This is a genomic window from Thioalbus denitrificans (assembly GCF_003337735.1).
In the GTDB taxonomy this organism is placed as follows: Bacteria; Pseudomonadota; Gammaproteobacteria; order DSM-26407; family DSM-26407; genus Thioalbus; species Thioalbus denitrificans.
Window position 1 is genome coordinate 293379 of the sequence record NZ_QPJY01000003.1, and the last position, 12735, is coordinate 306113.

A 12735-nucleotide genomic window follows, 5' to 3' on the forward strand; every position below is an offset into this window, starting at 1 on the left:
AGGAGGTGTGACATGCCCCAAGTGATGACCCAGAAAGACATCGCCCACGCCCTGCCGGCCGTGCGCGAGATCACCTACGATCATCCCTGGCGCTGGCTCGCCGCCGGCTGGTCCGACCTGCGCGCCAATCCGGGGCTGAGCCTGGGCTACGGCGCCGTGTTCGTGGTGGTGAGCTACCTCATCACCTACGCGCTCGTTACCGGCGAGATGTTCTTCCTGGTGCCGGCGCTGTCGGCAGGTTTCTTCCTGGTGGCCCCCCTGCTCGGCATCGGGCTCTATGCCGCGAGCCGCAGCCACGAGCTGGGCGTGCCCGCCCGTTTCGGCCAGCTGGCCGAGGCCTGGCGCGGCAACCACATCCACCTCACCGCCATGGGTCTGGCGCTGATGATCATGCTGCTGGTGTGGATGATGCTCGCCAACCTCATCTTCGCGCTGTTCTTCAGCGGCATCGTGCCCACCTGGGAGAACTTCATCCCCGAGGTGTTCCTCTCCGGCAACAGCCCCCTGTTCCTGCTCGCCGGCATCGGCGGCGGCGCGGTCATCGCCTTCTTCGTCTTCGCCATGAGCGCGGTCTCGGTCCCGATGCTGATGGACCGCCGGGTGGATGTGATGACCGCCATCCAGACCAGCCTGCACGCGGTACGGGTGAACCTGCTGCCCATGCTGCTGTGGGCGGTGCTCATCGTCCTGTTCGTGGGCGCCGGCCTGGCCACCTTCTACCTCGGCCTGCTGGTGACCATGCCCCTGGTGGGCCATGCCTCCTGGCACGCCTACCGCGACCTGGTGGAGCCGGAGCACTGATCCAGGCCCCCGGACCCGGGCTATGCCCCGGGTCCGGGATGGCAACGATCACGAAGAATAGCGATATAAATCAGTTATTAGCCATCATCCCCGCTGATGCATGCCCGGGTTCCCGGGCAACTGTGGCCCCTGCCGCCCGATTGTGGGATAGTCCTCCTGCATCCACCCGTCAACCCGGCAGGTCAGCGGTCATGAGTTCAGCGCGCATCACGGCACTCCGCCGTCTGGAGCTGTTCCAGAGCCTCCCGGAAAGCGGCCTTGCGCGGCTGACCCGCAACGCCGTCACCCTCAACCTTCCCCGTGCGGCCGATCTGTTCGGGCAGGGCGAGGAGCCGGAGTTTCTCCACGTGCTGCTGGAGGGGGGCGTCCAGCTCCTGGGCGGGGCGAGCGACGGCCGCGAAACGGTGGTGGAAGTGGTACGGCCCGTGGACTGCTTCATTCTCGCCGCCGTGCTCAGCAATGAACCCTACCTGATGACCGCGCGCACCCTGGAGCCGACCCGGGTGCTGCTCATTCCCGCCACGGAGCTGCGCCAGCAGCTGGCGGAGGATCCCCAGCTAGCCCTGACGCTGCTCGCCACCCTGTCCAAGCAGTACCGGGACATGGTCCGCAACATCAAGAACCTGAAGCTGCGCAGCGCCGTGCAGCGGCTCGGGTGCTACCTCGTGACCGAGTTCGGCGATGCCGCCGCCGGCACCGAGGTACGCCTGCCCGTCGACAAGAAGCTGCTCGCCTCCCATCTCGGCATGACGCCCGAAACCCTTTCCCGCGCCTTCAACGCCCTGCGCAGCCACGGCGCCACGGTCCATGGCGGCAGCGTCACCCTCACCGATCCGGCCGCCCTCCGCGCCCTCTGCCAGCCGGACAACCTCATCGACATCCTCCACCCCGCGGACGAAGCGCAATAGCAACGGCAAGCCGGGGCACGGGCCGCCGCAGCGGCGCCGCGGCTGAGATGAGCGCCATCCGCACCAAGGCGCAATCCCCCCCATGGCCACGACGACATGGTCCGCGTTCCGACCTTCCCACCCCGCCGGGCTGAATGGTGCGGCAGGCGCGGACTACCGCCCGGCACCTGACACCCGCCAGCAGACGGCCGATACTTGGGAGCAGGGAATCCCCGCCCGGGATCGCCCGTACAGCCGGTATCGAGGGAGGCGGCAGCAATGGATTTCGGCAACCTGCTGTGCATGATCAGCGCCCTGTTCCTGTTCCTGCTGGCGCTGGGCCTCATCGGGGCGGCGCTGTTCCTGATCCTGTTCCTGCAGGACGTGCGCCAGACCGAACACACCATCCGCCGCAACTATCCGGTGGTGGGTCGCCTGCGCTACCTGCTCGAGCGGCTCGGGGAGGCGCTGCGCCAGTATTTCTTCACCCTGGAGCGGGAAGAGCTGCCCTTCGACCGCGCGACCCGCGGCTGGGTCTACCGCATGTCGAAGAACCTGGGCGGCACCATCGGCTTCGGTTCCACCTACGATGTCCAGAAACCCGGCGCCCTGCTCTTCTGCAACGCCCCCTACCCCGTCCTCGAGGAGGAACGGATCCCGGCGCCGTCGCTGGTCATCGGCCCCGACGCCGCACAGCCGTTCACCGCCCGCAGCATCTTCAACATCGCCGGCATGAGCTACGGGGCGCTCTCCGCGCCGGCGGTGCGGGCGCTCTCCCGTGGCGCCCACGCGGCGGAGGTGTGGCTGAATACGGGAGAGGGCGGGCTGACCCCCCACCACCGGGAGGGGGGCAGCGACCTCATATTCCAGATCGGCACCGCCAAGTTCGGGGTCCATGATGCCGACGGACGCCTGGACCCCCGGCGCCTGCGCGAGGTGGCGCAGCACGTGAAGGCCTTCGAGCTGAAGCTGGCCCAGGGCGCCAAGCCGGGCCGGGGCGGCGTGCTGCCGGGGGTGAAGGTGACCCCGGAAGTGGCGGCGGTGCGCGGCATCCCCGTGGGGCAGAGCTGCTGCAGCCCCAACCGCCACCCGGAAATCACCGACGACGACACCCTCCTGGACATGATCGCCAGGATCCGGGACGCCACCGGGCGCCCGGTGGGCATCAAGATGGTGCTGGGCTGCGACACGGCCATCCTCGGTCTCTGCGAGGCGATTCTGCGCCGCGGGGAGATCCATGCGCCCGACTTCATCACCCTCGACGGCGGCGACGCCGGGACCGGGGCCGCGCCCCAGGTGCTGATGGACCACATGGGGCTCCCCCTCAACGAGTCCCTGCCCATGCTGGTGGACGCCCTGCACCAGGCCGGCCTGCGGGAGCGCATCCGGGTCATCGCCTCGGGCAAGCTGGTGGATACGGCGCGGGTGGCCTGGGCGCTCTCGGTGGGGGCCGACTTCGCGGTGACGGGCCGGGGCTTCATGTTCGCCCTGGGCTGCATCCAGGCCATGCGCTGCCACCTGGGCACCTGCCCCACCGGCGTCACCAGCCACTCGCCGCGGCTGCAGAAGGGGCTGGTGGTGGAGGAGAAGGCCATCCGGGTGGCGAACTACGCCCGGGCGGTCAACGGGGGCATCAACGAACTGGCCCACGCCTGCGGCCTGCTCCATGCCCGCCAGTTCCGGCGCGACAACGTGCGCGTGGTGCAGAGCCCCGGCCGCAGCATCCCCCTGGATGAACTCTACCCCTACCCCCGGGTCGGCGGGCCGGCCGGCGTCTGAACCTCCCGCGCCGCGCCGCCGGGCGCCGGGGCTTTGCCTCGACCGCCAATCGTTGCGTATGATCCGCCGGCCCCCGACGGACGGAGACCCCGGGAGCCTGGCGGACTTGAGCGATCGTAGCGAGCCGAGTGGGAGAGCAGGGACAGATGGGCCGCTGTCCCGCCGGCGCAGTAGATCAGCCTCAAGTCCGACAGGCTCCTAGTGTGCTGATTCTCTCCCGGAGGTACTTTCAGAGCCTCCAGGAGTGAAGCCATGCATCATCCCAACGCACCCTGCCCCCACATCTACACGGCCAACGAGCACGACTTCAAGGCGAACGTCCTGGAGGCCTCCCGCCAGACTCCGGTGCTGGTGGACTTCTGGGCCGACTGGTGCGGGCCCTGCACCGCCCTGACCCCGGTGCTGGAGAAGCTGGCGGCGGAGTACGACGGCCGCTTCCGGCTGGCCAAGGTGGAGGTGGACGAGGGCGAGAACATGCGCCTGGCAGGCCACTACCGCCTGCGCGGCTTCCCGACCGTGCTGCTGTTCCGGGACGGCGAGGAGGTGGCCCGCTTCGCCAGCGCCCGCCCCGTGCACTGGGTGCGGGAGTTCCTCGACGAGCATCTTTGATATCGATCGGACGAAATTCAGAGAAGCCTGGAATAGACAGGATTGACAGGATAAACAGGATTCGAGGGAAGCCTCGCTCATCCGAAGGTGTGCGCGGATTGCCCGGTGCGCAATGCCGCCGGCCAGGCCGCCCTCCTATTCGTGCCAAGAGGCCACAGCCAAGCAATAAAAACCCGGAATCATGACGGCCAATGGGAAACCCTGAGCTTTCCCAATCCTGTTAATCCTGTAAATCCTGTCTATTCGATCCTGATCGTCACCCGCGCCCGGCCCGCGGCACGAGCCCGGTGAGGGCGAAGAGGAGGGCGGCGGCCACCACCACGGAGGGGCCGGCGGGGGTGTCGAAGCGCAGGGAGCCGGCCAGGCCGCCGGTGACGGCGAGGCCGCCGGCCAGCGCGGCGAGCGCGGCCATGGCCTCGGGCGTGCGGGAGAAGCGCCGGGCGGCGGCGGCGGGGATGATGAGCAGCGAAGTGATGAGCAGGATGCCTACCACCTTCATGGCCAGCGCCACCACCACCGCCAGCAGCAGGGTGAGGGCCAGGCGCACGCGGACCACCGGCACGCCCTCCACCTGCGCCAGCTCCTCGTGCACGGTGATGGCCAGCAGCGGCCGCCACAGCAGCGCCAGCGCCCCCAGCACCACCAGCCCGCCGGCCCAGATGAGGGCCACGTCCCGCCAGCCCACCGCCAGGATGTCCCCGAACAGGAATCCCATCAGGTCCACCCGCAGGGTTTCCAGGAAGGCGAGCGTCACCAGCCCCAGCGACAGGGCGGTGTGGGCGAGGATGCCGAGCAGGGTGTCGCTGGCCAGGCGCTGCTGGCGCTGCAGCGCCAGCAGGACCAGGGCCACCGCGACGCAGGCGATCAGCACCCCGAGGTTGAGGTCGATGGAGAGCAGGTAGGCGAGCGCCACCCCCAGCAGGGCCGAGTGGGCCAGGGTGTCGCCGAAGTAGGCCATGCGCCGCCACACGACGAAGGCGCCCAGCGGGCCGGCCACCAGCGCCACGCCCAGTCCCGCCAGCAGCGCCCGCAGCAGGAACTCATCCATGGCCGCTCTCCCGGTCCCGGCACGCCACCGTGTGCACGTGTCCGTCCACGTCGTGGACGTGGTCATGGTGATGGGTGTAGACCGCCAGCGCCGCCGCCTCCCGGGGCCCGAACAGGCGCAGGTACTCGGGGTGCCGGGTGACCGACTCCGGGTGGCCGGAGCAGCAGACGTGGGTGTTCAGGCAGACCACGTGGTCAGTGGCCGCCATCACCAGGTGCAGGTCATGGGAGACCATCAGTACCCCGCAGCCCCGCCGCGCACGCAGCTCGCCGATGAGCCGGTAGAGCTCCGCCTGGCCGGTCACGTCCACCCCCTGCACCGGCTCGTCCAGCACCAGCAGCTGCGGTTTGCGCAGCAGCGCCCGGGCCAGCATCACCCGCTGCAGCTCGCCCCCGGAGACCGACTGCAGCGGAGTGTCGATCACGTGCTCCGCCCCCACCTCGCGCAGCGCCGTGGTCAGGGCGGCGGCGTCGATGCCGCGCCCCGCCAGGCGCAGGAAGCGGCGCACCGTGAGCGGCAGCACCGGGTCCACCGCCAGACGCTGGGGCATGTAGCCCACCCGCAGCCCGGGCCGGCGGGTGACGCGGCCGGCATCGGGCGTGATGAGCCCCAGCAGCACCCGCACCAGGGTGGACTTGCCGGCGCCGTTGGGACCGATGAGGGTGACGATCTCCCCCTCGTTCACCACCAGCGCCACCCGGTCGAGCACGCGCCGGCCGGCGAAGCCGAGCACCACCTCCCGCGCCTCCAGCAGGGGGGTGCTCATTCGCCCTCCCCCTCCGCCGCCTGGCAGCGGGGACAGAGCCCCTGCACCTCCACCAGCGCCTGCTCCACCCGGAAGCGGGTATCGGCGGCGGAGGCGCTGATGCGCCGGTCCAGGGCGTGATCGTGCAGCTCCGCCACCCGTCCGCAGTGACGGCAGATGAGGAACTGGCCGCAGTGGGGCGCGCCGGGCTCGTTGCAGCCGATATAGGCGTTCAGGGAGGGCAGCCGGTGCACCAGCCGTTCCTGCACCAGGAAATCGAGCGCCCGGTAGACCGTGGGCGGGGCGGCGGAGCGGCCGTCGCGGCGGAGCTCCTCCAGCACCGCGTAGGCGCCCACCGGCCGGTGGCTGCGCCAGACCAGCTCCAGCACCCGCCGGCGCAGGGGCGTGAGCCGCAGGCCGCGCTCCCGGCACAGCAGCTCGGCGGAGGCGAGGGCCGCCTCGACGCAGGCATGGTGGTCGTGCCCCCCCGCCGGGAAGAGGCCGGGCTTGCCGTCATCGGTCATGGAACGTCTCCGGGAAGCTTGATTGTTACATTGTAACATTCAACCTCGGGGCACGGCAGCGGAACACCGGGCATTCCGGTGCGGGAGAAGCCAATCCCCCGCTTGCCGTGATGAAACCCGGCGCCCGATTCCTGATAGAATTCCCGTTTCGCGGCAGCGGGCTCCCGCTGCCAGGGGTGAGCAGACAGGATTCCACCATGATCATCATCATGAAGACCTCGGCCGCCGAGCAGGAACGGCAGGCGGTCATCGACAAGATCCGCGAGCTGGGGCTCGAGTGCCATGTCTCCGTGGGCGTGGAGCGCACCATCATCGGCGTGGTGGGCGACGACCGCCACATCCACAAGGAGAAGCTGCGCGCCATGGGGGGGGTGGAGGATGTCATCCCCGTGCTCAAGCCCTACAAGATCGTCGCCCGGGACCACCATCCCGACGACACGGTCATCGACGTGAAGGGCATCCCCGTCGGCGGCCGGACGGTGCAGGTGATTGCCGGCCCCTGCTCGGTGGAGACCAGCGAGCAGATGAACACCGCCGCCCGCATGGTGCGCGAGTCCGGCTGCCGGCTGATGCGCGGCGGCGCCTACAAGCCCCGCACCAGCCCCTACAGCTTCCAGGGTCACGGCGAGCGCGGGCTGGAGCTGCTGCGCGAGTCCGCCGACACCCAGCAGCTGCCGGTGGTGACCGAGCTGATGGACGTGCGCACCCTGGACAAGTTCCTGGAGCTGGGGGTGGAGGTCATCCAGATCGGCACCCGCAACATGCAGAATTTCGACCTGCTGAAGGAGGTGGGGCGCATCAACGTGCCCGTCATCCTCAAGCGCGGCTTCGCCTCCACCATCTCCGAGTGGCTGATGTCGGCGGAGTACATCGCCGCCGGCGGCAACCACAACATCATCTTCTGCGAGCGCGGCGTGCGCACTTTCGAGACCGCCTACCGCAACATGCTCGACGTCACCGCCATCCCCTTCCTGAAGAAGGAGACCCACCTGCCGGTGATCGTCGACCCGAGCCACGCGGGCGGCAAGGCCTGGCTGGTGCCGGCGCTCTCCAAGGCGGCCGTGGCCGCCGGCGCCGACGGCCTGCTGGTGGAGATGCACCCCACCCCCTGCGACGCCTGGTGCGACGCCGACCAGGCCCTCACCCCCGACGAGCTCAAGACCCTCATGGGCGAGCTGGGCGCCATCGCCCGGGCCATAGGAAGGGATATATAGTTCCCAGTAGCCAGTAGCCCGCTACTGGCTACTGGCTACTGGCTACTGAAAACTACAAATAATCCAGCACCAGCCCGGCGAACACCGCCAGGCCGTACCAGTTGTTGTTGAGGAAGGCGGTGAAGCAGCGCACCGGGTCGCGGTCGCGGATGAGCCACTGCTGGTAGAGGGAGAGCCCGGCGGCGACCGCCAGCCCCAGGTAGTAGAACAGCCCCAACTCCGCCTGCCGCCCCACCAGCACCAGGTTCACCAGCATCAGCGCCTGCAGCAGGCCGATGATGGCGCGGTCGGCGCGGCCGAAGAGGATGGCGGTGGACTTCACCCCGATCTTGAGGTCGTCCTCCCGGTCCACCATGGCGTACATGGTGTCGTAGACCACCGCCCAGATGACCGCCGCCAGGAACACGAGCCAGGCGATGGGCGGCACCGCGCCGGTCTGGGCGGCGAAGGCCATGGGGACGGCCCAGCCGAACGCCGTGCCCAGCCCCACCTGGGGCAGGCTGGTGTAGCGTTTGAGGAACGGATAGCCCGCCGCCAGCCCCACCGCCACGAAGGCCAGCGCGATGGTGAGGGGGTTGAGCAGCAGCACCAGGGCGAAGGCCAGCACCACCAACGCACCGAACACCCACAGCGCCTCGCCCGGCGAGACCTTGCCGGTGGCGATGGGCCGGGCGGTGGTGCGCCGGACGTGCGGGTCGAAGTCGCGGTCGGCGTAGTCGTTGATGACGCAGCCGGCGGAGCGCATCACCACCGCCCCCACCGTGAACACCAGCAGCACCCGCAGATCGGGGGCGCCGGCGCCGGCGATCCAGAGCGCCCAGTACATGGGCCAGGCCAGCAGCAGGATGCCGATGGGGCGGTGCAGCCGCATCAACAGGGCGTACTCGGTCAGGCGTTCGCCGGTGTTGTGGAGGGTGAGGCCGGTCATGTTCGGAACGTAATGCAGTCTGTCTCAGCGCAGGACAGGGGCCGGGCGGTCCGTCAGGCGCCGGCGGTTCCGGGCGGATTGTAGCCGAAACCGGCCCGCTTCGCCGCCCGTGGGCAATGTCGGCAGGAACACCTCGCTCACCAGCAGCGGACGCCCATGGACCGAGAAGACCGAGCGCCGGCCCCAGATGGGCGGGCCCGAATCGCTCCCCGTGGCGGCGTGGTAGCCCCCGTCGCCGGGCTGGATGCGCACCAGCTCGAACAGGGTCCGGCGCAGGCTCGGCTGGGCGAACAGCCAGGCGCCGAGGGAACGGTTGCCCAGGTGGTCCAGCCGCCGCTCCCGGCCGCGCAGGGTGGTGGCGGGGATCACGCTGCGGGCGTAGACCCAGGGCTCCCCGTCGCAGCAGAGCAGCACCTCGCGGATCACCGCCCGGCCCCGATCACGCAGCCCCAGCGCGCGCATCTCCCCCCAGTGGGGCCGCCCCCGGCCCTGGGCCAGCACCCGCACCGAGAAGCGCCCGTGACAGGCGCACTGCAGCCGCCGGGTCAGGGAGCCGGGGTCCAGCAGCCAGCCGCGCATGAGCGCCGGAATGGCGTCGCGGGGATACTGGTAGCGCGGCCGCCAGTTCGGTTCGCGGGCGTGGATGAGATGTCGGATGTCGTGGGGCAAGGGAAGCGCCGCATCACTGCAGGAGACACGAACCGGCGATGGCAACAGCCGCCGTACCGGGAAGGAGGAGAGGATACGGGATGGAGCCGGGAACTGACAAGGCGCCGCCCCGGGATTAGCCCGCGGCCCTACTCGTCCATCTGGAACCGGATCCCGGCGGGAATCCGGAACAGCGCATCCTCCAGTTCCACGTTGGCCGCGTTGCAGGGACGGTCGCTGGAGGCCGCATCCCGGAAGTACATGCGAACCTCGCTCCGCTCGCCGCCCTGCTCCTGCACGTTCACCCACATGCCGGGCAGGGAGGTCTCCCGGGAGAGGTAGACGAGGGATTTCTCGCCCGGGAAGCGATCGAGGATATAGACATCATAATCGACCCCCTCCACCGTCGCCGTCCCGCCGTGTTCGCCCCGCTCCCGGACTTCGGCGATCTGCCGGATGAGCCCCCGGCCGGCCAGGCCGCCGCCCAGCAGGCGCCGCGCGCCGGTCGCCTCGCCCACCGCCCAGGTGAACAGCACGCTGCCCCGCTGGATGGAGACCACCTTGCGGGTGTCGGTGGTCACCTCGCTGCGCACCGCGTCGTCCCGGGCCCAGACCTCGGCCGCGATGCCCTCCCCCTCCCCCGCCACGGAGACCAGGGTGCAGTGCAGTGACACCAGTGGTTCGGCCGCCGCAACGGGTGCCGCGAGGGACAGGGCGAGAAGAAGAGGGTACAGCATTCTCATTCGGGGTCATCCCTCGAAGCGGGCGGTCGTGATCCGCGGGTGGGCCGGCGCATCCCGCCTGTATACGGAAGATGCGCCGGGCAGCCCATGACTTATCGCAATGGCGAACCCGGCCTCAGAACCGGTGCACGTAGTTGACCCGCCAGGTGAGCTGCCCATGATCACTGGCCACGCCGGCGTCGTTGGTCTGGGTGACCTCGGGCGCATAGGCCACGGCCATGCCGAGTTGGCTGTGGTCATTGAACGCATAGCCGAACCCCGCCGTGTAGTGACGCTCCACGATGGCCGGGAAGAGGGGATTCAGGTAGGCGCCGGGAATCGGGTTGGTGGCCACGTTCATGCCCAGCCGCACCGTCAGCGCCGGCGTGACCCGGTACTGGCCGCCGAAAGCGAACACGTACTGGTCGTCCCAGTCCTGGTAGAGGGTGCTGTCGAGGCGGGTGCCGGCGAAATCCCCGTTGGCGGGGGTGTCGTCCGCGGTGAAGACCATGCGGAAATCGCTCATGGCGCCGGACCAGTTGATACGGGTCACGTCGGCCGCCAGCATCAGGCGCCCGTTCACCCGCCAGGCGGCGCCGAGGCCGTAGGTTTCCGGCCACTGGAAGTCCTTCACCGTCACCTCGCCGCTCACCGGGATGGTCTGGGTCGCGGTGCCGCCCCCGGTGTCGAAATCGGCGCGGAAGCTGAGCGTGGCGTCACCCGCCTCCAGATCGCTGATGCGGGTCTTGCTGTGGTAGCTGGCGCCCACGGTCAGGCTGTCGTTCACCCGGTAGACCAGCCCCAGCTTGGCGCCGTAACCGATGCCCACCGCCTCGCCGGTGAAGTGGCTGTGGTTGGAGAAGTCGAACCGCGCCCAGTGCACGTCCTGGATCATGCCGCCGCCGATCATGGCGTTGAAGCCGTCCACCATGGTGCCGCTCGCCTCGCCGAGCTGGTGGCTCATGGGATTGACCAGGTCGGCGAACTGGGCGCCGGAGAGGTCCATCTGCAGATCCATGCCCGCCCAGACCAGGTCGAGCTGGGCGGCGAGCCCCAGCCGCTCGCCCACCTCCACGGCTACCGGGAGCATCAGCCGGCCAACGCCCACCTCGCTGCGAATCTCCTGGCCGCTCAGCTGGGTCGGATTGTTCATCATGGACAGGCCGCCGTAGAAGAGGTCCGCGGGATCGTCCGCGCGGCCGTACTCCGTCCCCATGCCGCCCTGGGCCAGTACCGCGGCGCCGTAGGTGATGCCGCCCCGCTTGCGCATGTAGGAGACGGAGGGCATGTAGTAGGCGGTGCCGTCCGACTCGGAACGCGCCCCCGCCGCATCGTAGCGGGATGCGACGTCGGGGCCGAGCACGGTGAGGCCGAGGCCCAATCGATCCAGATCGCCGCCCGGGAGCGAGAGGGTGGCGGGGTTGTTCATCACCGCCGAGTTGCCGGCATCGTAGGCGTATGCGGCGCCGCCCATGCCGCCGGCGCGGGCGCCGTAGGCCTCCATGTTCATGCCGTTGGTGGCCAGCGCCTGGGTCGGCGCCGCGAGGACGGCGGCGAGCGTGGCCGCCACCGGAAAAAGACGTTTCTCCTGCATCACGAATCCCCTCGGTTACAATTCTTTCTGTTTATATATGTATTTGATATGTTTATGGTTTTGATGCCATGCCGCCGACGGTCCGGTAGCGGGCAAAAAGAACCGCGGAGTCTAGCAGCAAGTTCTGCAGGAGTATATTCGCCGCCTCCGGACGCCCCCGGACCCTGTCAGCCCGGGGCGCCCGACCCGGGCCCGGGCCTCCGCCGGGATGTACTAGAGTTAAAGTGGACTGTCAGCAATATAAGAACGAGAAACCAGAATGTTCCGGATCAGCCAGGATGAATTCCGCGCCATCATCCAGCAACTGGACATGGCCATCAGGAATCACGAGGAGTGGTTCAGCTCCCTCAACCGCCAGATGCTCTGCCGACTGCCCTTCGACCAGCGGGATCTCCACGAGAATGCCTACCGCGAATGCCTGTTCGGGCAGTGGCTCTATCAGCACTCACACCCGGCGTTGCGCGACCACCCGGCCTTCGAGTCCATCGAAAAGGAGCATCAGCGCATGCACCAGCTCGCAGCCCGGGTGCTGGTGGCCGCCCAGGAGTCGGGCAGCGCCCAACCCGATGACTATGACCACTTCTCCAACTCCCTGCAGCGCCTGCGGCTGGAAGTCCAGACGCTGAAGCGCGAGCTCGAGACAACCTACTACAACCGCGACAGCCTCACCGGCGCCAACACCCGTGTCGGCATGCTCACCTACCTGCGCGAACAGCTGGAGCTGGTCAAGCGCGGAAGTCAGCAACTCACCATCTCGATGATGGACCTCGACCATTTCAAGACCCTCAACGACGCCCATGGCCACGTCGTCGGGGACCGGGTCCTGGCCGGTGTCGCCCGCTTCCTGCTCGACAACATCCGGCCCTATGATCGCCTGTACCGCTATGGCGGCGAGGAGTTCCTGCTGAGCCTGTCCCACACGGGCGCAGCCGAGGCCCTGACCATGATCGAGCGCCTGCGCAACGGCATCGAGCGGCACGAAATCGTCATCGATGGGGATGAAAGGCTGCAGGTCACCGCGTCCTTCGGCCTGTTCGAGGTGACGGCCGGCAGCTCCATCGAGGAGGCCGTCCATCGCGCCGACCAGGCGCTGTACCAGGCCAAGCTCCTGGGCCGCAACCAGGCCCGGCTGTGGACCGCCGAGCTGGCGGACGGCGCGGTGTGATGAACCAGTGGCGGGATCGTTCCGGCGTGAGGCGATCCCGTCGCGCCCCACCGGAAACCATGCCGGTGCGG

13 protein-coding genes are annotated in these 12735 nt (G+C 69.0%); 6 read left to right on the plus strand and 7 right to left on the minus strand.

From position 1 onward, the window contains the following. The first annotated feature begins 12 nt into the window (after positions 1-12). From DFQ59_RS09720 to DFQ59_RS09735, 4 genes are all read left to right on the plus strand, one after another. Positions 13-801, plus strand: coding sequence for a DUF2189 domain-containing protein (locus DFQ59_RS09720; RefSeq protein ID WP_245937241.1), 789 nt, complete (start codon positions 13-15; stop codon positions 799-801). Between the two features lie 191 nt (positions 802-992). Next, complete coding sequence (locus tag DFQ59_RS09725; RefSeq protein WP_170142117.1) at positions 993-1709, plus strand: cyclic nucleotide-binding domain-containing protein; 717 nt, start codon at positions 993-995, stop codon at positions 1707-1709. A gap of 258 nt (positions 1710-1967) precedes the next feature. Then, on the plus strand, positions 1968-3467 hold the full coding sequence (locus DFQ59_RS09730; protein ID WP_211314860.1) for an FMN-binding glutamate synthase family protein: 1500 nt from the start codon (positions 1968-1970) through the stop codon (positions 3465-3467). A gap of 252 nt (positions 3468-3719) precedes the next feature. Next, a complete protein-coding gene (locus tag DFQ59_RS09735) occupies positions 3720-4076 on the plus strand; it encodes a thioredoxin family protein (protein ID WP_114279494.1) in 357 nt (118 codons plus the stop codon). A 256-nt stretch (positions 4077-4332) separates the two neighbouring features. Here DFQ59_RS09735 and znuB read toward each other — a convergent pair whose 3' ends face one another. Genes znuB through DFQ59_RS09750 form a run of 3 tightly spaced genes read right to left on the minus strand, consistent with a single transcriptional unit; the run spans position 4333 to position 6393 of the window. Next, on the minus strand, positions 4333-5124 hold the full coding sequence (gene znuB, locus DFQ59_RS09740) for a zinc ABC transporter permease subunit ZnuB (protein ID WP_114279495.1): 792 nt from the start codon (positions 5122-5124) through the stop codon (positions 4333-4335). Continuing rightward, entirely contained in the window at positions 5117-5890 is a 774-nt protein-coding gene (gene znuC / locus DFQ59_RS09745; protein WP_114279496.1) for a zinc ABC transporter ATP-binding protein ZnuC, read from the minus strand. Before znuC ends, znuB begins: the two co-directional genes overlap by 8 nt. Continuing rightward, a complete protein-coding gene (locus DFQ59_RS09750; RefSeq protein ID WP_114279497.1) occupies positions 5887-6393 on the minus strand; it encodes a Fur family transcriptional regulator in 507 nt (168 codons plus the stop codon). Before DFQ59_RS09750 ends, znuC begins: the two co-directional genes overlap by 4 nt. A gap of 197 nt (positions 6394-6590) precedes the next feature. On the opposite strand from DFQ59_RS09750, the gene aroF reads away from it, so the two are divergent. Next, complete coding sequence (gene aroF, locus DFQ59_RS09755) at positions 6591-7607, plus strand: 3-deoxy-7-phosphoheptulonate synthase (protein ID WP_114279498.1); 1017 nt, start codon at positions 6591-6593, stop codon at positions 7605-7607. Between the two features lie 52 nt (positions 7608-7659). Here the strand turns inward: aroF and ubiA are convergent, their stop codons facing one another. The 4 genes from ubiA to DFQ59_RS09775 form a co-directional block, all read right to left on the minus strand. Beyond that, positions 7660-8535: a 4-hydroxybenzoate octaprenyltransferase gene (gene ubiA / locus DFQ59_RS09760; RefSeq protein ID WP_114279499.1), complete on the minus strand. Its 876-nt coding sequence runs from the start codon at positions 8533-8535 to the stop codon at positions 7660-7662. A 24-nt stretch (positions 8536-8559) separates the two neighbouring features. Further along, a complete protein-coding gene (locus DFQ59_RS09765; RefSeq protein WP_114279500.1) occupies positions 8560-9204 on the minus strand; it encodes a chorismate--pyruvate lyase family protein in 645 nt (214 codons plus the stop codon). A 128-nt stretch (positions 9205-9332) separates the two neighbouring features. Continuing rightward, complete coding sequence (locus tag DFQ59_RS09770; RefSeq protein WP_147275215.1) at positions 9333-9926, minus strand: hypothetical protein; 594 nt, start codon at positions 9924-9926, stop codon at positions 9333-9335. A gap of 115 nt (positions 9927-10041) precedes the next feature. Continuing rightward, positions 10042-11499, minus strand: a complete 1458-nt coding sequence (locus DFQ59_RS09775; protein WP_114279502.1) for an OmpP1/FadL family transporter — start codon at positions 11497-11499, stop codon at positions 10042-10044. Between the two features lie 259 nt (positions 11500-11758). Here DFQ59_RS09775 and DFQ59_RS09780 point away from each other — a divergent pair, with 259 nt between their 5' ends. Further along, entirely contained in the window at positions 11759-12664 is a 906-nt protein-coding gene (locus DFQ59_RS09780; protein ID WP_114279503.1) for a diguanylate cyclase, read from the plus strand. Positions 12665-12735: the final 71 nt, after the last annotated feature.